Here is a 25,694-nt window from a genome sequence, read left to right as displayed (position 1 = left end):
TGAAGAGGCTTAAAACGCCACACCGGCGCAGAGAATAATGTTGGCGTAGGGGGTGACCTCGCCGCTGCGCACGATCGCCTTGCTCTGGCGGGAGCGGGTCTTGAACGCCTCGTGCAGGCAGTATTCGATGGTGATGGGCTTGCCTTGGGCAGCCGCGTGCGCCTCTATCTGCTCTACGAGCGCCTGATGGGCGGCGGGGCTGATCAGTTTTATCTCACTCGCCATGATCACCTTCTCCACTACCAGATCGGTAAGCAGGGCGGTCAGCACAGTGTCAAGGCTGGGAGTGCCCGCCATCAGCGCCAGATCGATGCGCTCCGGCCCCGCCGCAATGGGCAGGCCCGCGTCGCAGACGGTGATCTCGTCGGTGTGACCCATCCGTGCCACCAGGGCACTCAGGGGAGCATTGAGCAGCTTGCCTCGTTTCATACAGCACCTCGGCAGACTCGCGTCCGCATATCTGATGTTCATCCAGGCAACCGGTTACGCAACCGGTTGCGTCATGCGAGAAAGATAGGCCCTAAGGCCCGCGCGATCCACAGTGAGATGGCAGAAATGTGAAAACGATCTCAATGCAGGGGATGGGGAGGGGGAAAAAGGGTGCCAGACAGAGCACTGACACCCGCAGATACCGGGCTAGAGGGCGAGGGCTTGCTGCACGCCGGGGCGTGCCAGCATCTGTTGATAGTGTGCCGCTACCCTGGGGAACTCGCCGATGGCCACGCCATCGCTCTCGAGCCAGCCGGCGACCACGAACAGATAGATGTCGGCCAGGCTGAAACTCTCTCCCAGTACCCAGGGGCCGACCAAATAGTGGCGTTCAATCTCGGCAAAGCCATCGCGCATGTTTTGCGGCACCTTGGCTTGCATGGCGGCGATGGCCTGTGCGTCATCGGCCCAGCGACTGCCACGGCGACCGTGGGCATGGGCGACGTGAACGGTTGAGGCGAGGAAGCTGTTCACCTCCTGCATGCGGGCCAGCAGGAAGGGATCGTCCAGCGGTGCAAGCCGGGCGTTAGGGAAGCGCTGCGCCACATAAAGCAGCAAGGCCGGGGTTTCGGTCAGCACGCCGCGCTCGGTGACGAGAGCCGGCACCCGGCCTTTGGGATTGATGGCGAGGTAGGCGGCGGAGCGCTGCTCCTCGGCCGCCAGGTCGAGCACCTTGACATGATGGTGGGCCTTGGCCTCGGTCAGGGCTATGTGCACGGCCATGGCACAGGTGCCGGGGGCGAGATACAGGGTCAAATCAGACATGCAATTCTCCTTGTGAAGCGGTCGCCACCGGACAATACGGATGGAGGCGGCGAGCAGAAGCGGGTGACATCTTCTGGCATCCTACGCTCATCGCCACGGTGGGCCAAGACAGGGAGCGCACCCCCACGGGGGGGGCCCGACGGCTGATGCGGATGGGGGGCATGATCCTGGCGTGGATAATCTGTCCCGGACGGAAGCGGCGCTGACTGCGATGACGGGCCCTTATGAAATCAAAGACTTTTTGGTCAGCAGATAAGGGGAAAAACGGCTACGCATGCCGGGTCAAATCGCTATAATGTGCTCCCTGAATAGTGGTTTTTCTGATGTTGGATAGTCAATTGAGTAATAAAATGCGGATCGGTGGTTCCCTCGAACAATCCCTGAGTCAGGGATATCGTCTCGACCTCAAGGGGGTATTGCAGGAGAGTTGGCAACAGACGCGGCGCACCGGTTTCGGCCTGTTGCTGGCCATCGTCGGTGTCACGGCCATCTGGATATTGCTGAGCAATACCCTGCTGGCCCCCTACCTCAATCAGGAGGGGGGAATGGACATAGCCCTGGTGCTGAGCCTGCTTATCACCATCATGATGTCACCCATGACCTCGTCCCTCGACATGTTGGGATTGCAGCAGTCGGTCGGTGTGCGTGCCCGTCCGAGCCAGGTATTCGATTTCTTTCGCCACTTCCTGCGTCTCGGCAGCCTGAGCCTGCTGGGCAGCATGCTAACCAGCCTGTTCGGCCCCCTGTTTGAACTGGTGGGCCTGCCGGTGGTGCTGGCTTTCATCCCGTCTGCGTTGATCGGCATGGGACTGGTGTTCTCGGTGCCGCTGGTGCTGGAGCGCGGCCTGTCGCCGGCGCAAGCCATTCTGGTGTCGCTCAAGCTGTTTGCCCGTGGCTGGCCCAGCATAGTGCTGCTGCACGGCGTCATGCTGGCGCTGTTTTTCCTGGCGCTGATCCCCATGGGATTGGGCCTTGTCTGGGTGGCACCCCTCTACTTCAACTGCAAGGGCATCCTCTATCGGGATCTGTGCGGGGTCGCGGTCGAAGTGACGGAAGTGACGGAAGTGAGCGAAGGTCCCGATCATTTCAACGCATAGCAAGCCTGAGGCCAGACGATGGCGCAGGCACATTTCAGCGCATGACGAGTGCGCGATGCAAAAGGATGGCATATGAAGAGGACTCGACATGGCGTGGCGGCTGGTTTGCTGCTGTTGCCTACCCTGGGGTTGGCACAACCTTCACTGGATCTGCAGTACAGCACCTTCTACAGCCAGATGAAGACCTTCGCCAAGGGAGAGTTTGGTCACGCAAGGCTGGGGTTTTATCTGACCGATCCGCAAAAAGGCCAGCGCTGCCTGCTCACCACGGCCCGGGTCTCGACCCTGGATCGGGACGTGACCGCCGAGGTGACGGTAGACAGCGAGCTGCGGCTGCCCTACGACGATGATCTCAATCTGGACAAGGCGACCGTGGTGGTGGGGTTGACCGAAGCGCACACGGCCTGCGATCTGTCGGTGCAGGTGATGGCCGATGTGCAGCCCGTGTCAGGCAGCCAGTGGGATCTCAAGGTGGCCGAGGTGGCCAAGCGTCAGCAGGATATGCAGGCCCTGCTGAGCAAGCTGGCCGGCATGGTCGGCAAGTATTTCCTGCCCGAGATGGCGGGCGTGCGGGTGACCCTGGTACAACCGACTGGCACCGCCTATCTGGTCGACGGTGCACGCCAGCAAGCGCTCTCCTGGCAAGGGGGGCAACTGCTGCTCAGCAATGCGCAGCTGGCGGATTTCGCCGCGGGCAAGCTGCAACTGCAGGGCGACATATTGCGACTGACTCCCTGGCTGCACAAGGAGTGAGCCAGCCGCTTGCCAGTGAGATAAAAAAAGGAGCGCCTGGCGCTCCTTTTTTGTTGCTGTCGGTTTGTGTCTATCGTGCTTAGCGCACTTCAATCACATCCAGCATGTCCATCTCGTCGATGTCCAGCAGCGGCGCTTTGGGCAGTTCAGGCGGATCAAATGCCTTGTCGCCGCCATCTATGATGCCGGAGTCGCGGTTGATGCTCTTGAAGTCGAACAGCTTGTGATCGAGCAGGTGGCTCGGGATCACGTCCTGAATGGCGGTGAACATGGTCTCGATACGACCCGGGAAGCGGCGATCCCAATCCTGCATCATCTGCTTGATGGCCTGACGCTGCAGGTTCTCCTGCGAGCCGCACAGGTTGCACGGGATGATGGGGAAGGCCTTGACCTCGGCATAGCGCACCAGGTCTTTCTCCTTGCAGTAGGCCAGCGGGCGGATCACCACATTCTTGCCATCGTCGCTTACCAGCTTGGGCGGCATGGATTTGAGCTTGCCACCGTAGAACATATTGAGGAACAAGGTCTCGAGTATGTCGTCCCTGTGATGACCGAGGGCAATCTTGGTGCAGCCCAGCTCCTGGGCGGTGCGATAGAGAATGCCACGGCGCAGACGGGAGCAGAGGGCGCAGGTGGTCTTGCCTTCCGGCACCTTGTCCTTGACGATGGAGTAGGTGTCTTCCTCGACGATCTTGAAGTCGACGCCCAGGGTGGCCAGGTATTCCGGCAGCACGTGCTCGGGGAAACCGGGTTGCTTCTGATCCAGGTTGACGGCCACCAGATCGAAATGGATGGGGGCGCTCGCCTTCAGGCTCATCAGGATGTCGAGCATGGCGAAGCTGTCCTTGCCACCGGACAGGCACACCATGATCTTGTCGCCCTCTTCAATCATGTTGAAGTCGGCGATGGCCTGACCTACGTTGCGCCGCAGGCGCTTCTGCAGTTTGTTGAAACTGTATTTATCTTTGGCGTTCAGCTCTTCTAGCATGCTCGTAAAACCCGGGACACAAATAAGCGCGTTATTATAGCCATGTCCCGGGGGAGGGCAAGATGCTAGGATGAAAGCCGTCTTATGATTGACTGCGCCGGCTGTCTACCGGGCAGCTGTAATCGGCGGGTTTGAGGATCAGCATGTCGCAGGCGAGTCTGTCCACCACATGTTCGGCGGTATTGCCGAGCAGGGCGGCGGAGAGGCCGGTGCGACCTACGCAGCCCATGATCATCAGGGTGGCTTGCAGGTCTTCGGCCAGATCGGGCAACACCTCTTCCGGCAGGCCTTCCGCCACTCGGGTCCACAGATGACTGATGCCAAATTTGTCGGCATGGCTCAGCAGCAGGCTCTCATGGTGTTTGCGAATGGCATCATTGTAGGCGTTGGGATCGAACTCGGGCAGTTCAATAGCCACGTTGACCGGGGTGCCGGGATAGGTGTTGACCAAATAGAGGTTGGAGCCGAGCAGTTCGGCGATGACGATCCCTTCCTCCGTGATCCGCTCGTTCAGCAGTTTCTGATCCTGATCGTCGCTTGAACAATTGATGGCGGCAATGATGTTGCCACCCCGTTGCCAATGACCCTCCTTGACCAGCAGGACGGGGCAGGGGCACTTGCGCAGCAGGTGCCAGTCGGTCGGGGTGAAGATGAAGGTTTGCAGAAACGAGTGATGGTGAGTCGCCTTGACCACCAGATCGTGGCGGTTCTCCAGCACTTCCTGAATGACGCATTCGAAGGGTCGATTGTGCCAGACTACCTTGATCTCGCAGTCCAGCCCCTTGGCTCGGTAGGGTTTCAGAATATCGTCGAGCCATTCACGGCGCTGGGCGATCACGCCGTGGCGCATCTCTTCCCGCTCGTCCACCGACAGCATGGCGGTCATCTCGTACGAGAAGTCGTAAATTGTGAGCAACAGGGTCAGTTGAGCGCCTTCGTCAAGCTCAGCCACCTTGACCGCACGTTCGAGGGCAATTTGTCGCGCTTCTTCCGGGTTGATAACGACCAGGATCTTTCGGTACTTGACCATGTTCTCCTCCTCCTTGGCAAAAATACCAATGATGGCAGACCTTTAGCCATTACAGCTTAGCTCAGCAGGAGGAGGGGGGACGTGTGCCGGATCAAATTTCAGCGTAAACCGATCCGGCAACAGAGGGATATTAACCGCAGGGAGGACGGGTCGCGCCAGCCATGACGCCGAGGGCCACATGATCCAGCACTGTGATGTACTTGCCCTTGACGCTGATGAGCTCGGACTTCTGGAAGCGGCCAAGCAGACGGCTGATGGTCTCGACGGTGAGGCCGAGGTAGTTGCCGATGTCACCGCGGGTCATGGAGAGGCGGAACTCCTTGGCGGAGAAGCCACGCTCGGAGAAACGCACCGACAGATTGTGCAGGAAGGCGGCGAGGCGCTCTTCGGCATTCTTCTTGGAGAGCAGCAGTATCATCTCCTGATCGCCCATGATTTCGTTGCTCATCAGTCGCATGATTTGCTGGCGCAGCTTGGGCATCTTGCCGGAGAGATCGTCGAGCACGTCGAACGGGATCTCGCACACCATGGCCGTTTCCAGCGCCTGAGCGAAGGAGGGGTGGGCCTGCTTGTGAATGGCATCGAAACCAACCAGATCACCGGCGAGGTGGAAGGCGGTGATCTGCTCATCCCCTTGTTCCGTGATGGTGTATGACTTGATGGTCCCGGAACGGATCGCGTAGAGCGATTTCAGCTCATCGCCTGCTTTGAACAGCTCCTCACCCTTCTGGATCGGCTTCTTGCGCTCGATGATGCTGTCGAGCTGATCGAGTTCGCTGTCATTCAGGGTGAAGGGAATGCAGAGCTGGCTGATGCTGCAATCCTGGCAATGAATTGCACAGCCACCGCTCTGAATACGTCTGCCAGGTTTCTTTTCCGGGATCATAGGCTCATACGAATAATTGATTTATATCAAACAAGTTTACCATCAACTCATCCGTTTTGGATAGGGTTTCAAAAGGACGCTATCCCGATCCAGAGAGTATGAAGCCCATACGCGATGAGCAAAACAGCCCCGCCTTGGCGCAAACTGCGCAGGGTCAGCCAGTAACGCAGGCGGTCTGCCAGCCCCCCCAGGGCAAACAGTGTCGGCAGGGTCCCTATGCCGAAACTGAGCATGATCAGCGCACCGCCACCGGCGGAACCTGCCGCCGCACTCCAGGTCAGCATGGAGTAGACCAGACCGCAGGGCAGCCAGCCCCACACCATGCCAAAGGGAAGGGCCTGCCAGGCCGAGGTGAAGGGGAGAAACTTGCCCGCCAGCGGCTTGATGCGGGGCCAGAGTCGGGCACCGATGCGCTCGAGCAGCAGTATGCCCTGCCACCAGCCGGCGAGGTAGAGACCGAGCGCTATCATCAAGAGCGCCGCCACCAGCCGCAAGCCAGCGATGGCGTGCTTGCCGGCGCCCAGCTCGCTGGTCGTGGCCAGCAGGCCCCCCACCAGGGCACCGGCGACCAGGTAGCTGAGGATCCGGCCCAGGTTGTAGTTGAGCAGATAGCCGAGTCGGCCCCAGAAGTGCTGCTTCTCGGGGGGAATTGCCATGGAGAGAGCTGCCGAGACGCCGCCACACATGCCGATGCAGTGGCCTGAGCCTGCGAGCCCCACCAGCAGGGCCCCGATCAGATCAAGGCTGGCGGTCATCGGACGTATGCTCGCTGGTTTTTTGGGCGGGTTTGTCTTCATCGAACAGGATATTGGAGCCCTGGCGGTCGAGATCTTCAAACTGCTCGGAGCGAATGGCCCAGAAGAAAACGGCGCCGGCGATGATGACAAACAGGATGGCGATGGGGATCAGGACGAAGATGATGTTCATGGTGCAAGCCTTGCGATGAGAGTGGTCATGGTACACCCGTTGGTGGCCAGGGGCCCGGCGATTCTGTGGGGCGGGGAGCCCGGCACACGCCGGCTCCCTTTATCGCGCGTATATGCGGCCATGGCTCAGCGATTCAGCCGCATGGAGTTGGTTACTACTATGAGGGAGCTCAGAGACATGCCCGCCGCCGCCACATAGGGCGGCAACCAGCCGCTGGCCGCGAGCGGCAGTACCAGCAGGTTGTAACCGATGGACCAGGCGAAGTTCTCCTGGATGATCTTGCGGGTGCGAATGGCCAGGGTGCGGGCCTCCAGCAGACGGGAGAGATCGTCGGCCAGCAGTATGGCATCGGCGCTGTTCTTGGCCAGATCCGTACCGCCCGCCATGGCGAAGGAGGCGTGGGCGCCAGCCAGCACGGGGGCATCGTTGATGCCATCCCCCACCATGATGCTGATATCGCCGCGGGCCTCATGTTCCTTGAGATAGGTCAGCTTGCCATCCGGCGTGACCCCTTTCACCAGTTCGTCCACTCCGAGCTCGCGAGCCACCTCGTCGGCCTGGGCCGAGCTGTCACCCGTGAGTATGGTGGTCTGCAGACCGGCGGCCTTGAAGGCCCGGATCAGCGCCTTGGCATCCGGGCGCAATGTATCTGCCAGGATGAAGCGGGCCAGCAGCCTGGACTCATCGGCCAGATAGATGGCAAGGCCCTTGCTGGCAGTCTGCCCGGCGGGCAGTGCCAACCAGCGGGCGCTGCCGATGCGGTAATGCCGGCCTGCGATCTTGCCCTGAATGCCATGACCTATGACGGGTGTCACCTCGCTTGCCGCCAGCAACAGGGCATCGTCTGCCGCCTTGCTGCGAAAGGCGCGGGCGATGGGGTGTTCAGAATAGGCTTCCAGCGCGCGGGCGATGGCGAGGCACTGTGCTTCGCTCAGCTCGGCCAGCGTCGTGGTGCTGATCAGGCTGATGTTGCCCGTGGTCAGGGTGCCTGTCTTGTCCATCACGATTCGGTTGGCCTTGGTCAGCACGTCCAGCACATGGCCACGGCGCAGCAGAATGCCGGAGCGGGTCAGCCGGGCGGTGGCCGAGGTGAGCGCGGTCGGCGTGGCCAGCGACAGGGCGCAGGGGCAGGTAGCAACCAGCACGGCCAGGGTGACCCAGAAGGCCTGCTCCGGTTGATGGAAGTGCCAGAAGGTCCACACTGCCGCGGCAATGATCAGCAGCACCAGGATGAAGTGGCGGGAGAGCACGTCCGCCATCTGGGCGATGGCCGGTTTGTCATCCAGCGCATGATCCTGCAGCCGCATGATCTGGGCGATGCGCGACTCCTCGATGCGGTGGCTGACCCGGATCTGGAGCGGTGCGTCCGTGTTGATGGTACCGGCATAGACGCTGTCACCCACCTGCTTGAGCAGCGGCAACTGCTCGCCGGTCAGCATGGATTCGTTGAGGCTGGCCTGCCCCTCGACGATGAGGCCATCGGCCGGCAGGGTGGCGCCGGCCAGTACCCGAATCCTGTCCCCCACCTGCAGCATCTTGGCCGCCACATCGTGTTCGCCATCGTCATCGATGCGCGTGGCCATGATGGGCACCAGCCGTGCCAGGTTGGAGCTGGACTCTGACGCCTTGCGTCTGGCCCGCAACTCCAGAAAACGCCCCAGCAGCAGGAAGAAGACAAACATGGTGATGGAGTCGTAGTAGACCTCACCGGTATTGAAGATGGTGGCCCACATGGAGGCAATGAAGGCGCCGATCAGTGCCAGCGATACTGACACGTCCATGGAGAGGTGGCCCTGTTTCAGGCTGCGCCAGGCGCCCACGTAAAATGGCTGGGCCGAGTAGATCATGATGGGGGTCGAGAGCAAGAGGCTGATCCACTTGAAGTAGACCATGAACTCATCCTCGACGCTGATGAAGAGATCCATGTAGAGCGCCACCGCGCACATCATCACCTGCATTGACCCCAGGCCCGCCAGTGCCAGCCGGAACATGTAGTTGCGCACTTCTTTGGCGTAGATAGCCTCCTGGTTGTGGGTCTGGAACGGGTAGGCACGATAGCCTATCTTGGCGAACCCCTTGAGGATGTCGCTCAAGGCAAGTCGGTCCGGATCCCACTTGATGCGGGCGCGGTGGGTGGTGGTGTTGACGTTGATGTAGTGCAGGCCGGCAAGGCCGGTCAGATGACGCTCGATGAGCCAAGCGCAGGCGGCGCAGGTCAGCCCTTCCACGCTGAGCAGGATCTCGCGCTGCCTGTGGCTGCCCGTGCTGCTGTCGGTGACGAAATCCTGCTGCACCTCGGCCAGATCGTAGTGGGTGAGGGCGGCCAGCTCTTCCGGGACCAGTTCCCCCTTGATGCCGGGCGCAGTGCGGTGCTCGTAATAGCTGGAGAGGCCGCACTCCATGATGGTTTCTGCCACGGCCTGACAGCCGGGACAGCACATGGGTTGCACTATGCCCTTGATCTCGAGCGCATAACGACTGCCGGCGGGAACCGGTTCACCACAATGGAAACAAGCCTTCATGGCGTCTTGCCCCGGGAGGTAAAGTAAACGTTCGGGGCATGGGGCGTGCTGGCGGGAACCGGCTCGCCAGGATGAAAACCGCCTGTCATGGCTTAACGTCCTTTGGGATCGAGTTCGACGGGCGCCTTGGTCGGGAGCTGGACTGTCTCTTGCAGACGCCATTCGTGATTGAAGGCATCGACCCGGATATGCCATTTCCCGTTCAATGGTTTGTCGAGCAGCAGACGATAGACGCCGCTGGCGTCGGCCGTCACCATGTGTTCACTGTCCATGCCGGCCAGGGTCGGGTGGAACAGGGAGAGGTAGAGGGCCTGACCGGGGGGGATATCTCCCGACAGAGGCTTGAGGGTCAGCTCCTTGCCATTCACTTCCAGCACAATGCGAATGTTGAGGGCTTCGGAGCGATCGAACTTGCTCAAGTCCTGATTGATCTCTTTGCCTTGTTTGTAATAGTCCTCGGCGACCAGATTGACGCCATCCTTGCTGGCGATGATGGCTGTGCTAATGCTGGCGACCACGGCGGCGGCCGGGAGGGCGATGATGAACCAAGGCCAAAATTGGCGATACCAGGGTTGGGACATAATGAGTGCTACCGAAACGTATGATTAACAGAATGGAGGCTTTTCAGCCAACACAAGATAACAAAAAGCCTCGAAGAGTCGAGGCTTTTTACTGAGTAATCACGTGCTTATCACATGTTACTGCTTATTTTACTTGTTGTTGTGGGACAAACTATAAACGTAGGAGGCGAGCAGATGCACCTTGTCTTCACCCAGAATATCCTTCCAGGCCGGCATCACGCCGTGACGGCCGTGGGTGATGGTTTGCTCGACCACCTGACGGGAACCGCCATACAGCCAGGTGTTGTTGGTCAGGTCAGGTGCCCCGAAGGCGATACCGCCCTTGGCATCCGGACCATGACAGGCGGCGCAGATGGTGAAGCGTGCTTCGCCCTTCTTGGCTTCGACCAGATCGACCTTGCGACCGGACAGGCTCAGCACGTAGGAGGCGACTTCTTTCACCCCATCCTGACCCAGGATCTCGCCCCAGGCCGCCATCACACCCTGACGACCGCCCATGATGGTGGTCTTGATCTGATCAGGCTGCCCGCCCCATTGCCATTCGGTGTCGGTCAGGTTCGGGAAACCGCGACCACCGCGGGCATCGGAACCGTGACACTGGGAGCAGTTCTGCAGGAACAGACGCTGACCCACCTTGCGTGCTTCCGGATCGGCGGCAATCTCTTCGATGGCGCGGTAGGTCTTGCCATCGGCCTGATAGGCCAGTTCGCGGAACTTGGCGCCGTAGATCTCGTCAGCCTTGACCAGTTCGCGGTCGTACTCCACCGCCCGGCCTTCGGCCTTGGCGGAGGCCACCGCAGCCTTGGACTCGGCCAGAGAACGGACGTCCTGGTTGGAGCTCTGCCAGCCCAGCAGACCCTTCCAGTTGCCCAGGCCAGGGAAGGCCAGCAGGTAGACCAGACCGGTGACGATGAAGAAGAGGAACATATAGGTCCACCACTTCGGCAGCGGGTTGTTGATCTCTTCAATACCGTCGAAGGCGTGTCCCATGGACTTGCCCTCTTCCACGCCCATCTTGTCGCGCAGGCACCACACCAGCAGCAAGAAGCAGCCGAGTATGGTCCCCAGGCTGATGACGGTCACAAAAATGCTAAACAAAGTGCTCATTATTGTTTCGCTCCTGCGTTCTTGTTATCAGCACCGGGTTGCTCGTCGTCGGCAAAAACCAGGTTGGCAGCCTCGTCGAAAGAGGCCTTGCGGCGCTTGCTGTATGCCCAGACGATGATGCCGATCATGATGGCCATCAACAGCAGGGTATAAAGGCCGCGAAATGTGCCGTAATCCATATCCTGACTCCTTTATTTCAGGGCATGACCCAGTGATTGCAGATAGGCTACCAGCGCATCCAGTTCGGTTTTGCCCTTGACGGCCTCACCTGCACCCTGGATGTCAGCGTCGCTGTAAGGCACGCCGAAGTGGTCCCGGAACAGCGCCAGTTTCTTGCCGGTCAGTTCACCGGTCAGGACATTGGTGTCGAGCCAGGGGAAGGCCGGCATGTTGGACTCGGGCACCACATCGCGCGGATTGATCAGGTGAGCGCGGTGCCAGTCGTCTGAATAGCGACCGCCCACACGGGCCAGGTCCGGACCGGTACGCTTGGAGCCCCACAGGAAGGGGTGCTCCCACACGCTTTCACCGGCGACCGAGTAGTGGCCGTAACGCTCGGTTTCGGCGCGGAACGGACGGATCATCTGGCTGTGACAAACGGTACAGCCTTCGCGGATGAAGATGTCGCGGCCTTCCATCTGCAGGGCGGTGTAGGGCTTGAGGCCCTCTACCGGCTCAGTGGTCTGCTTCTGGAAGAACAGCGGGGTAATTTCGACCAGGCCCCCCAGGCTGATGGCAAATATGATGCCGACCACCAGCATGGGTACGCTCTTTTCAAAGATCTCGTGACGGTTATTGTTGCTCATGCTTTGACCTCTTCAATCATGCTGGCTGTGCGACAGGTTCCAGGGAACCCTTGGGCGCAGTGATGGTGCGATAGGCGTTGTAGGCCATCAGCAACATGCCGGTGACAAAGAAGCAGCCACCCAGGAAGCGCACGAAGTAGAAGGGATAAGAGGCCTGCAGCGCTTCCACGAAGCTGTAGGTCAGGGTGCCGTCGTCGTTGACCGCACGCCACATCAGACCCTGCATCACGCCGGAAATCCACATGGCGACTATGTAGAGCACTGTGCCCACAGTTGCCAGCCAGAAGTGCACGTTGATCAGGCGGATGCTGTACATGCGGCCCTGGTCGAACAGGTTCGGGATCAGGTGATACACGGCGCCGATGGATACCATGGCAACCCAGCCCAGTGCGCCTGAGTGGACGTGACCTATGGTCCAGTCGGTGTAATGGGAGAGGGCGTTAACCGTCTTGATCGCCATCATGGGGCCTTCGAAGGTGGACATGCCGTAGAACGACAGAGACACGATCAGGAAGCGCAGGATGGGGTCATAACGCAGTTTGTGCCAGGCGCCAGAGAGGGTCATGATGCCGTTGATCATGCCACCCCAGGAGGGGACGAACAGGATCAGGGACATCACCATGCCCAGCGACTGGGCCCAGTCAGGCAGCGCGGTATAGTGCAGGTGGTGCGGGCCGGCCCAGATATAGAGGGAGATCAACGCCCAGAAGTGCACGATGGAGAGGCGGTAGGAGTAAACCGGACGACCCGCCTGCTTGGGCACGAAGTAGTACATCATGCCAAGGAAGCCTGCGGTCAGCAGGAAGCCCACCGCGTTGTGGCCATACCACCACTGCACCATGGCATCCATGGCACCGGAATACATGGAGTAGGACTTCATGCCGGACAGCGGCACTTCCATGTTATTGACGATGTGCAGCACGGCCACCGTGATGATGAAGGCGCCAAAGAACCAGTTCGCCACATAGATGTGGGAGGTGGTGCGTTTGACCAAGGTGCCGAAGAAGACGACGGCATAGGCGACCCAGACGATGGTGATGGCGATATCGATCGGCCATTCCAGCTCTGCGTACTCCTTAGAGGTGGTGTATCCCAGCGGCAGCGAAATGGCGGCAGACAGGATGATCGCCTGCCAGCCCCAGAACACGAAGGAGGCAAGCTTGCCTCCAAACAGCCTGGCTTGACAGGTGCGTTGCACCACATAGAAGGAGGTCGCCATCAGGGCGCTACAGCCAAATGCGAAGATGACCGCATTGGTGTGCAGAGGGCGAAGGCGACTGTAAGTCAGCCAGGGAGTATCAAAGTTGAGGGCAGGCCAGATCAACTGGGCTGCGATCAGTACGCCAACCGACATGCCGACAATTCCCCAGACAATCGTCATGACTGTGAACTGGCGAACAACGGTGTAGTTGTACTCAGGATGGTTAGTTGTATGGCTCATCGTTGTATTCCGCTTCCGATGCTGCTGTTGTTTGATTTTTTGTCCAGTGACATGGACCGACATCATTGGCTACTGCCTTACCCCTTGTTAACAACTGTTAATAAAAGGAAAAGCAAAAAGTAGCTAAATGAAAATTCAATGGGAATGATACTGAACTGACAGGTAAAATAACAGTATAAACAGTGATATATTTGGCTCCGTTGGGTCTCGCCTGCTCAATTATTTACCTTGCGCGAGATCACGAAAATGTCATTTTCAAGGCATCTTACAAGGTTGTTTTTTCATGAAAGAGAGACTCACTTCACGCAAAATTGTCCACTTGGCGATCGTCCTGGCCATTTTGCTCGGATTGGTTGCCTATCGAACCTGGTTTGGCGGGGGGCAGACGGTGGTGGCGGGCGCAAAAAAAGATCAGATTTGTGATCTGTCCCGCACCTCCTGCAGCCTGTTGCTGGGGGACAAGCCGATGACCGTCAGCGTCGCCTCCTTGCCGGTGCGTGCCGAACATGACTTCGTGATACTGCTTCAGGGGGGGGATCCCGCCTTCAAACCGGTGAAAGCCTGGCTGGAGGGACGGGACATGTTCATGGGCACCATACCGGTCAGTTTCGAGCCGGCAGAACGCGGCTGGCAGGGCTCGACCCTGGTGGGTTCCTGCACTTCGGCTGTGATGGTCTGGCTGCTCAATATCGAGTGGAGCAATGGCCAGCGCCAGCAGTTGGCGCTCTCCGTCGGCCGTTGAATCCCTGCCTTTATGAACAAAAGGATGGGGGGTAAGGTGAAAATTGATTTGAAATTTTCAGGCAGGGCGTTACCTTGCACAGATTATCAGGGAGTGAAGTTCATTTAATCATGATTGAAAAACAAGCATTTTATCGCGGTCTCAACCAGCAGGCACAGGCCCTGCTGGAAGGGGAACCGGATCTCATCGCCAACCTGGCCAACCTCTCCGCCTTGTTGGCGCAGGAGCTTGCCGACATCAACTGGGTGGGTTTCTACCTGTTGCAGGGGGATACCCTGGTGCTAGGTCCGTTCCAGGGCAAGCCGGCCTGCGTGCGCATTCCGGTCGGCCGCGGGGTCTGTGGCACTGCAGTGGCACAGGGCAAGACCCAGCTCATTGACGATGTCCACCAATTCGAAGGTCACATCGCCTGCGATAGCGCCAGCAACTCGGAAATCGTGATCCCGGTGCGTCGTGGTGGCGAGATCATTAGCGTACTGGATATCGATAGTCCAATCTTTAACCGTTTTGACGCAGAAGACCGGATTGGGCTGGAAGAAACGGTGCAAATTTTGGAAAGCATGCTCTAAGTCATTGCTTGATGGTTCGCAAAAGGCCCCAAGCTCTCTATAATGGGGCCTTTGTTGTGCTCGGGCGTGCCCGCGCGTTTATATGAAAGCCAAGGTTATACATGGAAAACACTGAGAAGCTGAAGAACAGTAAAGAGATCGTTGCCTACCTGGTCGAGAAATTCCCGGCCTGCTTCATCGCTGAAGGAGAGGCCAAGCCGCTCAAGATTGGCATCTTCCAGGATTTGGCCGAGCGTCTTGCTGACGATGCCAGAGTCTCCAAGACCATGCTGCGCTCTGCACTGCGTCAATACACCTCCAGCTGGCGTTACCTGCATGGCCTCAAAGCCGGCCAGGCCCGTGTCGATCTGGACGGTAACCCGGGCGAGCTGCTCACCGAAGAGCACATCGAGCACGCCAAGCAAGCCCTGAAAGAGAGCAAAGAGCGCGTCTTTGCCAGCCGTCGTACCAATACTAAAGAAGAGAAGGTCAAGCAGCCCCGTCGTCCTGCCCCGCGCAAGGCTGATGCTGCCGCCAAATCTGACAAGCCCAAGGCCGCACCCAAGGCACCCGTTGCCGATGCGCCTCTGGTGAAGGTCGATGCTGCCAATCTGAAAGTGGATCAAAGCGTCCGGGTCGTGCTGGGCAAGTCTCCTGTGCCGGCGACCATCAAGGAAGTGACCAAGGATGACGTTCAGGTCCAACTGCAGACCGGCATGATGCTGCGGGTCAAATTTGAGCATCTGGTTCTCTAAGGAGACAAATGTTGAAGCATGGCGTAATTCGTTTTTCCCTCGTTGCCTGTAGCCTGGCGCTTGCCGGGCTTGCACAGGCCATCGAGCCGGTGCTCAAGGAAAGTGATTTGCCTGTGTTGGCTCAAGAGAGCCAACATGCTACGGCTAGCAAGCGAATTGCCAATCTGTTTACCCGCTCGCATTACAAGCAGTTCAAGCTGGACGATGCCTTTTCCTCCGTGATTTACGACAAGTATCTGGAGAATCTGGACTACAGCAGAAACCTGTTTTTGGCCTCTGATATCAGCCGCTTTGAAAAGTACCGTAACGGCTTTGACACCGACCTCGAAAGAGGACGGCTGGCACCTGCCTACGAGATGTTCAATCTGAGTCAGCAGCGGCGTTATGAGCGGTTCGAATACGCCCTCAAACTGCTCGATACTCCTTTCGATTTTACCCAGCCCGACAATTACATCTTTGATCGGGAAGGGGCGGCTTGGCCCAAAGACGAAGCAGAACTCAACGAGTTGTGGCGTCAGCGGGTCAAGTTCGATGCCCTGAGCCTCAAGCTCAGCGGCAAGGAGTGGCCCGAGATCAAGGAGCTGCTTGGCAAGCGTTACAACAACGCCATCAAGCGGATGTCCCAGACCGAGAGCGAGGACGTGTTCCAGCTCTTCATGAACTCCTTCGCCCGTGCCATCGAACCGCACACCAGTTATCTCTCTCCGCGCAGCGCCGATCGCTTCAACACCGAGATGAACCTCTCGCTGGAAGGCATAGGTGCCGTGTTGCAGGCGGAGGATGACTTCACCGTCATTCGTTCCCTGGTGCCGGGTGGCCCGGCCGCCAAGTCCAATCACCTCAAGCCCGATGACAAGATCACCGGGGTAGGGCAGGACGACGGCAAGATTGTCGATGTGATCGGCTGGCGTCTCGATGATGTGGTCGAACTCATCAAGGGGCCAAAAGGCAGCAAGGTGAAGCTGGAGATCCAGCGCGGCAAGGGCGCCACCGCCAAGACCGAGCAGATCGAGCTGACCCGCGACAAGGTGCGCTTGGAAGACAGGGCCGCCAAGTCCAAGGTGATCAACGCCGAAGGCAAGAAGATAGGGGTGCTCGAGATCCCGAGTTTCTACGTCAATCTGCACGATGACGTGATCAAGGAACTCTCCAGCCTCAACAAGCAGAAGATCGAAGGCCTGATCGTCGATCTGCGCGGCAACGGCGGCGGTGCGCTGACCGAGGCCTCTGCCCTGAGCGGTCTCTTCTTCGCCAGCGGTCCCGTGGTGCAAATTCGTGATCACATGGGCCGTATCACGGTCAATGGCGATGACGATGGCAACGTCTATTACGGCGGCCCCATGTCGGTGATGATCGACCGGTACAGCGCCTCGGCCTCCGAGATCTTCGCCGCCGCTATGCAGGACTATGGTCGCGCCCTGATCCTGGGTGAAAACTCGTTCGGCAAGGGCACGGTGCAACAGCATCGCAGCCTCGCCAAGGTCTATGACTTCTACGAGCAGCCGCTGGGTCACGTGCAGTACACCATCGCCAAGTTCTACCGGATCAACGGTGGCAGCACCCAGAACAAGGGGGTTGCACCTGACATCGGCTTCCCCACTGCGGTCGCCCCGGAAGAGACGGGCGAGAGCCGTGAGTTCAACGCATTGCCCTGGGACAAGATAGCGTCGGCCAAGTACGACAAGCTCGGCAACTTTGCCAGCCTGTTGCCCAAGCTGCAATCGGCCCACGAGGCTCGAATCAACAAGGATCCCGAGTTTGCCTATGTGATGCAGGACATCGCCGACTACAAGGAGGAGAAGGACAAGAAGTCGGTCTCCCTCAACGAGGCGGAGCGTCTGGCTGATCAGGCCAAACAGGATGAGAAGGCGCTGGCGCGCACCAACGAGCGTCTGGCTCGCCTTGGCAAGCCTGCGGTGAAGAGCCTAGACGAGTTGCCGGCCGATTTTGAAGCCCCCGATGAGTATCTGGTCGAGGCTGCCAACATCACGGCAGATCTGGCCAGACTCAGCAAACAGGGCTGACCTTGGTTGGCGAACAAACATGCATACAAGGGCGACTCAGGTCGCCCTTTCTTTTGGCTGAATGCAAACTATTTGACCCTGCCAACCGGTTGTGACAGCCTCTGACACGTCAATTACAAGCGTGGAAGCAAACAATAATGACCGATCACTCCCAGGCCATGACGGCCAAATATCGCCAGGATTATCAGGCTCCGCTCTACTGGATCGACAGCATCGATCTCGACTTTCAACTGCAGGAGCCGCTGACCCAGGTCACCGCCATCTCCCGTCTGCGTCGCAACGGTGAACACAATGCGCCGCTGGTGCTGGACGGAGAGGGGCTCTCCCTGCACAGCGTCAGCGTGGACGGGGTACCTTTCAGCCAGTATGAGCAGGGGGAGAGCAGCCTGACCCTGTTCAACCTGCCGGCCGAGTGCGTGCTGACTGTCGTCACCCTGCTGGATCCCGCCGCTAACACAGCGCTGGAGGGACTCTACAAGTCCGGCGATGCCTACTGTACCCAGTGCGAGGCCGAAGGGTTCCGGCGCATCACCTATTACCTGGACAGGCCCGACATTCTGGCCCGTTACAGCACCCGCATTACCGCCGACAAATCCCAGTTCCCTTTCCTGCTCTCCAACGGCAACAAGGTCGACAGCGGCGAGCTGGATGGCGGCCGCCACTTCGTGCAGTGGCAGGATCCCTTCCCCAAACCCAGCTACCTGTTTGCGCTGGTAGCCGGTGATTTCGATGTGGAGCGCAGCCACTACACCACCAAAAGTGGCCGCAAGGTGGCCCTCGAGATCTTCGTCGACAAGGGCAACCTGGACCGTGCCGGCTTTGCCATGGAGAGCCTCGTCAACTCCATGCGCTGGGACGAGCAGCGCTTCGGCCTAGAGTACGACCTCGACATCTATATGATCGTCGCGGTGGACTTCTTCAACATGGGCGCCATGGAGAACAAGGGGCTCAACATCTTCAACTCCAAGTTCGTGCTGGCCAATCCAGCCACCGCCACCGACGGCGACTACCACGGCATCGAACGGGTGATCGGTCACGAATATTTCCACAACTGGACCGGCAACCGGGTTACCTGCCGAGACTGGTTCCAGCTCAGCCTCAAAGAGGGGCTGACCGTGTTCCGGGATCAGGAATTCTCCTCCGATCTGGGCTCGCGTGGCGTCAACCGCATCAACAACGTGCGTACCGTGCGTGGCCCTCAGTTTGCCGAAGATGCCGGCCCCATGGCGCATCCCATCCGCCCGGATGTGGTGATCGAGATGAACAACTTCTATACCCTGACCGTTTACGAGAAGGGCTCGGAAGTGATCCGCATGCTGCACACCCTGCTGGGGGAAGCCAACTTCCAAGCCGGGATGAAACTCTACTTCGAGCGCCACGATGGGCAGGCGGTCACCTGCGATGATTTCGTGCAGGCGATGGAGGATGCCTCCAGCGTGGATCTCGGTCGTTTCCGCCGCTGGTACAGCCAGTCCGGCACGCCCGAGCTGACCGTCACCGACGAGTACGATGCCGCCAGCGGTATCTATCGCCTCCATGTGAGCCAGCACACCCCGCCGACCCAGGATCAGCCGCAAAAACTGCCGCTGCATATTCCCCTCGACATCGAGCTGTATGACGAGCACGGTGCCGCCATCGCGCTGCAGTATCAGGGCAAGCCGATCGGCAACGTGCTCGACGTGCTGGAGGCAGAGCAGACCTTCGAGTTCGATCGGGTGCCGGTCAAGCCGGTTCCTTCCCTGCTGCGGGACTTCTCCGCGCCGGTCAAGCTGCACTATGACTACAGCGAGGAGGCGCTGGCCTTCCTGATGCGCTTTGCACGCAACGAGTTCGCCCGTTGGGATGCTGCCCAGATGCTGATCAACAAGGCGGTCATCGACGGGGTGGCACGGGTCCAGCACGGGCAGGGGGTTGAGCTATCCCAGACTCTGCTGGCGGCCTTTGTCGCCATTCTGGACGATGCAGCACTCGATCCTGCCCTCAAGGCGGAGATCCTGGCGTTGCCGGGGGAGGCTACCCTGGCCGAGCTGTTCGAGGTGGCCGATATCGATGCCATCCATCAGGTGCGGGATACCATTCATGCCTCGCTGGCGCAGGCGTTCGGTGCCCGACTGACGGCCACTTACGACAGCCTGCGCTTGCAAGGCTATCAGGTGGTGCATGCCGATATGGCCAAGCGTGCGCTCAAAGGCGTTGTGCTCGGTTATCTGGCTGCACTGAATGCCGAGCATGCCGATGCTCTGGTGCGTCAGCAATATGCGGATGCCGACAACATGACCGATACCCTGGCGGCGCTACAGGTGGCCAACGGCTATCTGCTGCCATGCCGGGCTGCCCTGCTGGCGGACTTCGAAGGCAAGTGGGCCAAGGATGGACTGGTGCTGGACAACTGGTTGCGGCTGGTGGGATCCAAGCCGGCGGAAGACGTGCTTGAGGAGGTGAAGCAGGCGATGAACCACCCCACCTTCAGCATTCGCAACCCGAACCGGCTGCGCGCCCTGGTAGCCAGTTTTGCCATGAACAACCAGGTACAGTTCCATGCCGTTGACGGCAGTGGTTACCGCTTCCTGACTGATCTGCTGGTCGAGCTCAACGAGGTCAATCCTCAGGTGGCTTCTCGCCTTATTACCCCGCTCATTCAGTTCAAGCGACTGGATGAGGCACGAAAGGCGCTGATCCGCGCAGAGCTGCTCCGGCTGTTCAACCTGGACGGGCTGGCGCGGGATCTGTTCGAGAAGATAAGCAAGGCATTGCAGCAGTAATAGCGTGGTACAGGGCAGGGGAGCCGGCTCTCCTGCCCTGTTTTATCGAGCACGAGGTCAAGGCACCGGCGTTACCTTTGTGGGAACGTCCACAAGGTGCCTTTTATCAGGAGTCACAGTGAAGCAGTTTACTTTCCGGCTGTCGCTTAATAGCGACGAGATCATGCTGATGTATCAGGGCCATGCCAGACGACTGGTGGTGCGTACCGAGCAGGGCTTGACCATAGAGCTGGCCTTGGAAAAAATCCGGCCATTTGTCGCTATCAGTGGGGTATATGGCTATTTTCGACTGAAAACCCAGGACGATTATCGTTTTATCAGCCTGGAACGCATAAATTAACAAAATCTGTACAGGATCCCGAGTAATTATCTGCTTTCAGTCACTTTCTATCCGGTAAATCCGCATTCATCCAGTGGGATTTTCTGTTTTTTGCCAAATTGGCAAAATTTTTCACAGCTCAAGCCGTGATCTGCCCCTTGTTTTTAACATCTCGTTAGCACCTTTGCTCGCCTTCCTTGATCCAAGACATTACACTTCGCAGCAACTCTGTACCGGTGGGCATCCAGGGTGGATGTCTTTCCGTCGGTGGTTAATGTCGTCCGATAAGGAATATAGCAATGGCATTGAAAGACGCCCCTACCTCAGTTCTGCTCGAAAACGTTCTCAGCCTGATCCATCAGAAGTTGCCCAAGAAGAGTGCCTCCCTGGTCGAGTGCTTCGTTGCCAAGTTTTACGGCAACATGGCCAGCACAGATCTGCATGATCGCAATGACAGCGATCTCTACGGCGCCGCGCTCAGCCTGTGGAATGCACTCAACCAGCGTACCAGCACGGAGCCCTACATCCGGGTATACAACCCCGAGCTGACCCGCCACGGTTGGCAGTCTCCCCATACCATAGTCGAGATCATACTGCAGGATTCTCCCTTCTTGGTGGACTCCATCCGCATGACGCTCAAGCGTCTCAACATCACGGCCCACATGATGCTGCACCAGCCGCTGCACCTCATTCGCGGCAACGAAGGCAAGATCAGCGCGATTCTGGATCTCGACAACACGGCCGGGCAGACCTCGGTCGAAACTGCCTTCCTCATCGAGATCGATCACCTGACCGGTGACGATCAGATGGAGGCGCTGGCCGCCGAGCTCAACTCGGTCGCCGGTGAAGTGGCCCTGGCTGTGGGTGACTGGCAGCCCATGCTGGGTCGTCTGAACGAGATCATCGACGAGCTGCCCAAGCGCAAGAACCCGGTCAGCAAGGAGGAGGTTGCCTCCTGTGTCGCCTTCCTCAAGTGGGTAGCCACCCACAACTTCACCCTGATGGGCTATCGCCGTTATGACGTCAAGGCGGTGGAGGGGGATCACGAAATCCTGCCACTGCCGGACTCCAGCCTGGGGCTGATGAAGAACTCTATCAAGGATGAGGGGCAGCGCCTTGGCAACATGCCGGCCAGTGCCCGTCATGCGGCCCTGAGCTCTGACTTGCTGATCCTCACCAAGTCCAACAGCAAGTCCCGGGTTCACCGCCCGGCCTATGTGGATTACATCGGCATCAAGCGCTTTGACGAGCATGGCAAGGTAGTGGGGGAGGATCGCTTCATCGGTCTCTACGCCTCTTCCATCTACAACACCAGTGCGACCCAGATCCCGCTCATCAGCCACCGGCTGGAACGTATCATGGCCTCGTCCGGTCATGAAAAGGGCTCTCACGCCTACAAGGCCCTGCTCAACGTGCTGGAAACCTACCCCCGCGACGAGCTGATCCAGGCTCGTGAAGAGGAGTTGTTGGCCACGGGGCTCGGCGTGCTGGAGATGCAGGAGCGGGACATGTTGCGCTTGTTCGTGCGCCGCGACGTCTACGGTCGTTTCTTCTCCTGTATGGTCTATGTCACCAAGGAGCGTTACAACACGGCGCTGCGGGTCAAGACCCAGCAGATCCTGCAGAAATATTTCGGCAGCAGCGAAGAGGTGGAGTTCAACGTCTACTTCTCCGAAGGCGTGCTGGCGCGGACCCACTACATAGTAAGGGTCAACAATAACAACGTGGATGTGGACGTGAACGAAGTACAGAACAACCTGATTGAAGCGGCCCGCAGCTGGGACGACCGGCTCGACTCTGTGCTGCTGACGCACTATGGCGAGGCCCGTGGCAATGCCCTGCGCCGTCGTTTCAGTACCGCCTTCCCCCGTGCCTACAAGGAAGATGTACTGCCGGGCTCCGCCGTGGCCGACATCATGGAGCTGGACAATCTGAGCGAAACCCATCCCCTTGGCATGCTGTTCTACCGCGCGCAGGAGGAGGAGAATGATCGCCGGGTCCGCCTCAAGCTGTTCCACCGTGCCGAACCCATTCACCTCTCCGATGTGCTGCCCATGCTGGAAAACATGGGGCTGCGGGTGATAGGCGAGACCCCGTATCAGGTCCGTACCCCCTCGGGGGATGTGTTCTGGATCCTCGACTTCTCCATGCTGCTGCGTGGCGATCAGCCGTTTGATCTGGAACAGAGCCAGCAGCGCTTCCAGCAGGCATTTGCGGCCGTCTGGAACCGGGAGTTGGAGGATGACGGCTTCAACCGTCTGGTACTGGGCGCCAGCCTCACCGGCCGTCAGGTCTCGGTGCTGCGTGCCTACGCCAAATACATGCGCCAGACCGGCGTCTCCTTCAGCCAGTCTTACATCGAGGAGACGCTCACCCGTTATCCCGACATCGCCCAGCTGCTGTTCACCCTGTTCGAGCAGCGCCTCGACCCGGCGGGCAAACAGGATGCCAAGGTACAGGACAAGCTGCACGAGCAACTTGCCGCCAAGCTGGATCAGGTAGCGAACCTGGATGACGATCGCATCATCCGCCGCTATGTGGAGATGATTGACGCCACCCTGCGCACCAACTACTACCAGCTGGACAAGGACGGTCAGGTCAAGCCTTACGTCTCCTTCAAGCTGGCGCCCTCCAACATCACCGACATGCCGCTGCCGCTGCCGAAATTCGAGATCTTCGTCTACTCGCCGCGGGTGGAAGGGGTGCATCTGCGCTGGGGCAAGGTGGCCCGTGGTGGTCTGCGCTGGTCCGATCGCAAGGAAGATTTCCGCACCGAGGTGCTGGGTCTGGTCAAGGCGCAGCAGGTGAAGAACACAGTGATAGTGCCGGTCGGTGCCAAGGGCGGCTTCTATTGCAAACAGATGCCGGTGGGGGCGGCCCGCGCCGTCATTCAGGAGGAGGGCAAGGCCTGCTATCGCCTGTTCATCCGCGGTCTGCTCGATGTGACCGACAACATCATTCAGGGCGAGGTGATCCCACCCAAGTCCGTGGTACGCCACGACGAGGATGACTACTACCTGGTGGTGGCGGCCGACAAGGGCACCGCGACCTTCTCCGACATCGCCAACGAGATAAGCCAGGAATATGGCCATTGGCTCGGCGATGCGTTCGCCTCCGGTGGCTCGGTCGGTTATGACCACAAGAAGATGGGCATCACGGCGCGCGGCGCTTGGGAGTCGGTCAAACGGCATTTTCGCGAGATCGGCATCAACTGCCAGACCACAGATTTCACCTGCGTGGGCATAGGTGACATGGCGGGCGACGTGTTCGGCAACGGCATGCTGCTCTCCGAGCACACCCAGCTGGTGGGCGCCTTCAACCACATGCACATCTTCATTGACCCGACGCCCCATGCGGCCAAGAGTTTCGTCGAGCGCAAGCGGCTGTTCGAGTTGCCGGGTTCCAGCTGGGATGACTACAACCGTGATCTCATCTCGGCAGGGGGCGGCATCTTCCTGCGCTCGGCCAAGTCCATCAAGCTGAGCCCGCAAGTCCAGACCCTGCTCGGTACCGACAAGGCCAGCATGGCGCCGAACGAGCTGATCAAGGCGCTGCTCTGCCTGAACGTCGACCTGCTCTGGAACGGCGGCATCGGCACCTATGTGAAGAGCTCCCGCGAGAGCGACGCCGAAGTGGGGGATCGCAGCAACGACGTGCTGCGGGTCAATGGTCGTGACCTGCGTGCCCACATAGTCGGTGAGGGTGGCAACCTCGGCTTTACCCAGCTCGGCCGGGTGGAATACGCCAGCCAAGGGGGGCGCATCAACACCGACTTCACCGACAACGTGGGCGGGGTGGATTGCTCCGACAACGAGGTGAACATCAAGATCCTGCTCAACCAGCTGGTGGCTGCCGGTGATATGACCCTCAAGCAGCGCAACCAGATGCTGTACGAGATGACAGACGACGTGGCACAGATCGTCATCACCAACGCCTACCGCCAATCCCAGTCCATCTCGGTCACCAGTTTCCGTGGCACCGAGCAACTGAAAGAGCAGCAACGCTTTATCCAGGGGCTGGAGCGCGAAGGCAAGCTTGATCGGGGGCTGGAGTTCCTGCCCTCCGATGAAGAGCTGTCCGAGCGGATGGCGGCGGGGCAGGGCTTGACCCGACCCGAATTGGCGGTGCTGGTGGCTTACGGCAAGATGGTGCTCAAGGAACAGCTCAACTGCCCGGAGATCACCGAGGAGCCCTTCCTGGCCAACATGCTGGTCACCAGCTTCCCGGCCAAGCTTCAGCAGCAGTTCGGTGCCCAGCTTGCCCAGCATCCGCTGCGTGGCGAGATCATCGCGACCCGGGTAGCCAACATGCTGGTCAACGACATGGGGCTCAACTTCGCCAGCCGGATGAAGGACGAGACCGGCGCCTCGGTCGCCGAAGTGGCCTGCTGCTTCGCCATGGCCCGCGAGGTGTTTGGTCTGGGTGCCCTGTGGCGCGATATCGAAGGGTGCGACAACCTGGTGGGTGCAGAGACCCAGCTCGAGCTGATGTTCTACAGCCGTCGCATCGTGCGCCGTGCCACCCGCTGGTTCCTGCGTGCCCGCAATCGCAGCTGGAGCATCGCTGAGAACATCGCCTTCTTCCGCCCGGCGTTCGAGACCCTGGCGACCCACCTCTACGAGGTGATGGACGAGAGCGAGGTAGCCGAGCACCAGCAGGCAGTGGCCGCGCTGGTGGCCAAGCAGGTGCCGGATGCCATCGCCCGTCAGGTGGCCCACATGAGCAGCCTCTTCTCCAGCCTGGATCTGGCGCAGATTGCCGCGGAGCACAAGACCGACATACTGCGCGCCGCCAATGTCTACTATCGCCTCGGCGCCAAGCTGGATCTGCACTGGTTCCTCGAGCAGATCAACCATCAGCCGGTGGGCAACCACTGGCAGGCAATGGCACGGGCATCGTTCCGAGAAGATCTGGACTGGCAGCAGCGCAGTCTCACATCCGTGGTACTGGAAGGGTGCAAAGATCAGGGAGAATGCGCTACCATACTGGCCGACTGGATTTCGGAGCATGAGCAACTCTTGTCCCGTTGGACCCATATGTTGGCCGACTTCAAGACCACGAGCACCCACGAGTTCGCCAAGTTCTCGGTGGCCTTGCGAGAGTTGAACCTGCTCCAGTTGAATTGCCGAACCTCGGCATAACCCCTAAAGCC

22 protein-coding genes are annotated in these 25,694 nt (G+C 59.4%); 9 read left to right on the top strand and 13 right to left on the bottom strand.

Translation table 11 applies throughout. The features are described from left to right. Window positions 1-9 precede the first annotated feature (9 nt). Together rbsD and BN1128_RS03930 are read right to left on the bottom strand one after the other, a co-directional pair. Window positions 10-429 (bottom strand): D-ribose pyranase, encoded by a 420-nt coding sequence (gene rbsD, locus BN1128_RS03935; RefSeq protein ID WP_042866447.1) that lies wholly within the window; start codon window positions 427-429, stop codon window positions 10-12. 207 nt (window positions 430-636) lie between these two features. Next, entirely contained in the window at window positions 637-1,254 is a 618-nt protein-coding gene (locus BN1128_RS03930; protein ID WP_042866446.1) for a glutathione S-transferase family protein, read from the bottom strand. 350 nt (window positions 1,255-1,604) lie between these two features. On the opposite strand from BN1128_RS03930, the gene BN1128_RS03925 reads away from it, so the two are divergent. After that, a complete protein-coding gene (locus tag BN1128_RS03925; protein ID WP_042866445.1) occupies window positions 1,605-2,351 on the top strand; it encodes a DUF2189 domain-containing protein in 747 nt (248 codons plus the stop codon). A gap of 72 nt (window positions 2,352-2,423) precedes the next feature. Further along, the gene (locus tag BN1128_RS03920; RefSeq protein ID WP_042866444.1) at window positions 2,424-3,104 is read left to right on the top strand and encodes a DUF2987 domain-containing protein; all 681 of its coding nucleotides are present in this window, start codon (window positions 2,424-2,426) and stop codon (window positions 3,102-3,104) included. Window positions 3,105-3,183: 79 nt separating this feature from the next. Here BN1128_RS03920 and ttcA read toward each other — a convergent pair whose 3' ends face one another. The 11 genes from ttcA to ccoN form a co-directional block, all read right to left on the bottom strand. Next, window positions 3,184-4,092 (bottom strand): tRNA 2-thiocytidine(32) synthetase TtcA, encoded by a 909-nt coding sequence (gene ttcA, locus BN1128_RS03915; RefSeq protein WP_042037821.1) that lies wholly within the window; start codon window positions 4,090-4,092, stop codon window positions 3,184-3,186. An 82-nt stretch (window positions 4,093-4,174) separates the two neighbouring features. Beyond that, the gene (gene uspE, locus BN1128_RS03910; protein ID WP_042866442.1) at window positions 4,175-5,122 is read right to left on the bottom strand and encodes a universal stress protein UspE; all 948 of its coding nucleotides are present in this window, start codon (window positions 5,120-5,122) and stop codon (window positions 4,175-4,177) included. 130 nt (window positions 5,123-5,252) lie between these two features. Continuing rightward, window positions 5,253-6,008 (bottom strand): FNR family transcription factor, encoded by a 756-nt coding sequence (locus BN1128_RS03905; protein WP_042866440.1) that lies wholly within the window; start codon window positions 6,006-6,008, stop codon window positions 5,253-5,255. A gap of 68 nt (window positions 6,009-6,076) precedes the next feature. After that, the gene (locus tag BN1128_RS03900; RefSeq protein WP_042866439.1) at window positions 6,077-6,763 is read right to left on the bottom strand and encodes a sulfite exporter TauE/SafE family protein; all 687 of its coding nucleotides are present in this window, start codon (window positions 6,761-6,763) and stop codon (window positions 6,077-6,079) included. Beyond that, on the bottom strand, window positions 6,747-6,935 hold the full coding sequence (ccoS, locus tag BN1128_RS03895) for a cbb3-type cytochrome oxidase assembly protein CcoS (protein ID WP_042866438.1): 189 nt from the start codon (window positions 6,933-6,935) through the stop codon (window positions 6,747-6,749). The genes BN1128_RS03900 and ccoS overlap by 17 nt, the downstream gene beginning before the upstream one ends. 125 nt (window positions 6,936-7,060) lie before the next feature. Further along, window positions 7,061-9,457, bottom strand: a complete 2,397-nt coding sequence (locus BN1128_RS03890; protein WP_042866437.1) for a heavy metal translocating P-type ATPase — start codon at window positions 9,455-9,457, stop codon at window positions 7,061-7,063. 92 nt (window positions 9,458-9,549) lie between these two features. Then, window positions 9,550-10,038: a FixH family protein gene (locus tag BN1128_RS03885; protein WP_042866436.1), complete on the bottom strand. Its 489-nt coding sequence runs from the start codon at window positions 10,036-10,038 to the stop codon at window positions 9,550-9,552. 129 nt (window positions 10,039-10,167) lie between these two features. Beyond that, a complete protein-coding gene (gene ccoP, locus BN1128_RS03880) occupies window positions 10,168-11,145 on the bottom strand; it encodes a cytochrome-c oxidase, cbb3-type subunit III (RefSeq protein WP_042866435.1) in 978 nt (325 codons plus the stop codon). Continuing rightward, entirely contained in the window at window positions 11,145-11,324 is a 180-nt protein-coding gene (locus BN1128_RS03875) for a CcoQ/FixQ family Cbb3-type cytochrome c oxidase assembly chaperone (protein ID WP_005315611.1), read from the bottom strand. Before BN1128_RS03875 ends, ccoP begins: the two co-directional genes overlap by 1 nt. Window positions 11,325-11,336: 12 nt before the next feature. Continuing rightward, the gene (ccoO, locus tag BN1128_RS03870) at window positions 11,337-11,951 is read right to left on the bottom strand and encodes a cytochrome-c oxidase, cbb3-type subunit II (RefSeq protein ID WP_042866433.1); all 615 of its coding nucleotides are present in this window, start codon (window positions 11,949-11,951) and stop codon (window positions 11,337-11,339) included. A 16-nt stretch (window positions 11,952-11,967) separates the two neighbouring features. Continuing rightward, complete coding sequence (ccoN, locus tag BN1128_RS03865; RefSeq protein ID WP_042866432.1) at window positions 11,968-13,392, bottom strand: cytochrome-c oxidase, cbb3-type subunit I; 1,425 nt, start codon at window positions 13,390-13,392, stop codon at window positions 11,968-11,970. A 283-nt stretch (window positions 13,393-13,675) separates the two neighbouring features. Here ccoN and BN1128_RS03860 point away from each other — a divergent pair, with 283 nt between their 5' ends. From BN1128_RS03860 to BN1128_RS03830, 7 genes are all read left to right on the top strand, one after another. Next, on the top strand, window positions 13,676-14,134 hold the full coding sequence (locus tag BN1128_RS03860) for a hypothetical protein (protein WP_042866431.1): 459 nt from the start codon (window positions 13,676-13,678) through the stop codon (window positions 14,132-14,134). Between the two features lie 110 nt (window positions 14,135-14,244). Beyond that, window positions 14,245-14,703, top strand: a complete 459-nt coding sequence (locus tag BN1128_RS03855; RefSeq protein WP_042866430.1) for a GAF domain-containing protein — start codon at window positions 14,245-14,247, stop codon at window positions 14,701-14,703. 101 nt (window positions 14,704-14,804) lie between these two features. Next, the gene (gene proQ, locus BN1128_RS03850) at window positions 14,805-15,437 is read left to right on the top strand and encodes an RNA chaperone ProQ (protein WP_042866429.1); all 633 of its coding nucleotides are present in this window, start codon (window positions 14,805-14,807) and stop codon (window positions 15,435-15,437) included. Window positions 15,438-15,445: 8 nt separating this feature from the next. Further along, window positions 15,446-17,461, top strand: a complete 2,016-nt coding sequence (gene prc, locus BN1128_RS03845) for a carboxy terminal-processing peptidase (RefSeq protein WP_042866428.1) — start codon at window positions 15,446-15,448, stop codon at window positions 17,459-17,461. 137 nt (window positions 17,462-17,598) lie between these two features. Next, window positions 17,599-20,223, top strand: coding sequence for an aminopeptidase N (pepN, locus tag BN1128_RS03840; RefSeq protein ID WP_042866427.1), 2,625 nt, complete (start codon window positions 17,599-17,601; stop codon window positions 20,221-20,223). Between the two features lie 118 nt (window positions 20,224-20,341). Next, the gene (locus tag BN1128_RS03835) at window positions 20,342-20,563 is read left to right on the top strand and encodes a DUF2835 family protein (protein WP_042866426.1); all 222 of its coding nucleotides are present in this window, start codon (window positions 20,342-20,344) and stop codon (window positions 20,561-20,563) included. A gap of 278 nt (window positions 20,564-20,841) precedes the next feature. Further along, the gene (locus BN1128_RS03830; RefSeq protein ID WP_042866425.1) at window positions 20,842-25,683 is read left to right on the top strand and encodes an NAD-glutamate dehydrogenase; all 4,842 of its coding nucleotides are present in this window, start codon (window positions 20,842-20,844) and stop codon (window positions 25,681-25,683) included. Window positions 25,684-25,694: the final 11 nt, after the last annotated feature.

Source organism: Aeromonas piscicola (genome assembly GCF_000820005.1).
In the GTDB taxonomy this organism is placed as follows: Bacteria; Pseudomonadota; Gammaproteobacteria; order Enterobacterales; family Aeromonadaceae; genus Aeromonas; species Aeromonas piscicola.
Note: the sequence above shows the minus strand (reverse complement) of the source record. Positions and strands in the feature narration are given on the sequence as shown.

Excerpts from the sequence above, each read along its gene's own strand:
- rbsD (WP_042866447.1), bottom strand. The coding sequence starts at position 429 with ATGAAACGAGGCAAGCTGCTCAATGCTCCCCTGAGTGCCCTGGTGGCA.
- BN1128_RS03930 (WP_042866446.1), bottom strand. The coding sequence starts at position 1,254 with ATGTCTGATTTGACCCTGTATCTCGCCCCCGGCACCTGTGCCATGGCC.
- BN1128_RS03925 (WP_042866445.1), top strand. The coding sequence starts at position 1,605 with ATGCGGATCGGTGGTTCCCTCGAACAATCCCTGAGTCAGGGATATCGT.
- BN1128_RS03920 (WP_042866444.1), top strand. The coding sequence starts at position 2,424 with ATGAAGAGGACTCGACATGGCGTGGCGGCTGGTTTGCTGCTGTTGCCT.
- ttcA (WP_042037821.1), bottom strand. The coding sequence starts at position 4,092 with ATGCTAGAAGAGCTGAACGCCAAAGATAAATACAGTTTCAACAAACTG.
- uspE (WP_042866442.1), bottom strand. The coding sequence starts at position 5,122 with ATGGTCAAGTACCGAAAGATCCTGGTCGTTATCAACCCGGAAGAAGCG.
- BN1128_RS03905 (WP_042866440.1), bottom strand. The coding sequence starts at position 6,008 with ATGATCCCGGAAAAGAAACCTGGCAGACGTATTCAGAGCGGTGGCTGT.
- BN1128_RS03900 (WP_042866439.1), bottom strand. The coding sequence starts at position 6,763 with ATGACCGCCAGCCTTGATCTGATCGGGGCCCTGCTGGTGGGGCTCGCA.
- ccoS (WP_042866438.1), bottom strand. The coding sequence starts at position 6,935 with ATGAACATCATCTTCGTCCTGATCCCCATCGCCATCCTGTTTGTCATC.
- BN1128_RS03890 (WP_042866437.1), bottom strand. The coding sequence starts at position 9,457 with ATGAAGGCTTGTTTCCATTGTGGTGAACCGGTTCCCGCCGGCAGTCGT.
- BN1128_RS03885 (WP_042866436.1), bottom strand. The coding sequence starts at position 10,038 with ATGTCCCAACCCTGGTATCGCCAATTTTGGCCTTGGTTCATCATCGCC.
- ccoP (WP_042866435.1), bottom strand. The coding sequence starts at position 11,145 with ATGAGCACTTTGTTTAGCATTTTTGTGACCGTCATCAGCCTGGGGACC.
- BN1128_RS03875 (WP_005315611.1), bottom strand. The coding sequence starts at position 11,324 with ATGGATTACGGCACATTTCGCGGCCTTTATACCCTGCTGTTGATGGCC.
- ccoO (WP_042866433.1), bottom strand. The coding sequence starts at position 11,951 with ATGAGCAACAATAACCGTCACGAGATCTTTGAAAAGAGCGTACCCATG.
- ccoN (WP_042866432.1), bottom strand. The coding sequence starts at position 13,392 with ATGAGCCATACAACTAACCATCCTGAGTACAACTACACCGTTGTTCGC.
- BN1128_RS03860 (WP_042866431.1), top strand. The coding sequence starts at position 13,676 with ATGAAAGAGAGACTCACTTCACGCAAAATTGTCCACTTGGCGATCGTC.
- BN1128_RS03855 (WP_042866430.1), top strand. The coding sequence starts at position 14,245 with ATGATTGAAAAACAAGCATTTTATCGCGGTCTCAACCAGCAGGCACAG.
- proQ (WP_042866429.1), top strand. The coding sequence starts at position 14,805 with ATGGAAAACACTGAGAAGCTGAAGAACAGTAAAGAGATCGTTGCCTAC.
- prc (WP_042866428.1), top strand. The coding sequence starts at position 15,446 with ATGTTGAAGCATGGCGTAATTCGTTTTTCCCTCGTTGCCTGTAGCCTG.
- pepN (WP_042866427.1), top strand. The coding sequence starts at position 17,599 with ATGACCGATCACTCCCAGGCCATGACGGCCAAATATCGCCAGGATTAT.
- BN1128_RS03830 (WP_042866425.1), top strand. The coding sequence starts at position 20,842 with ATGGCATTGAAAGACGCCCCTACCTCAGTTCTGCTCGAAAACGTTCTC.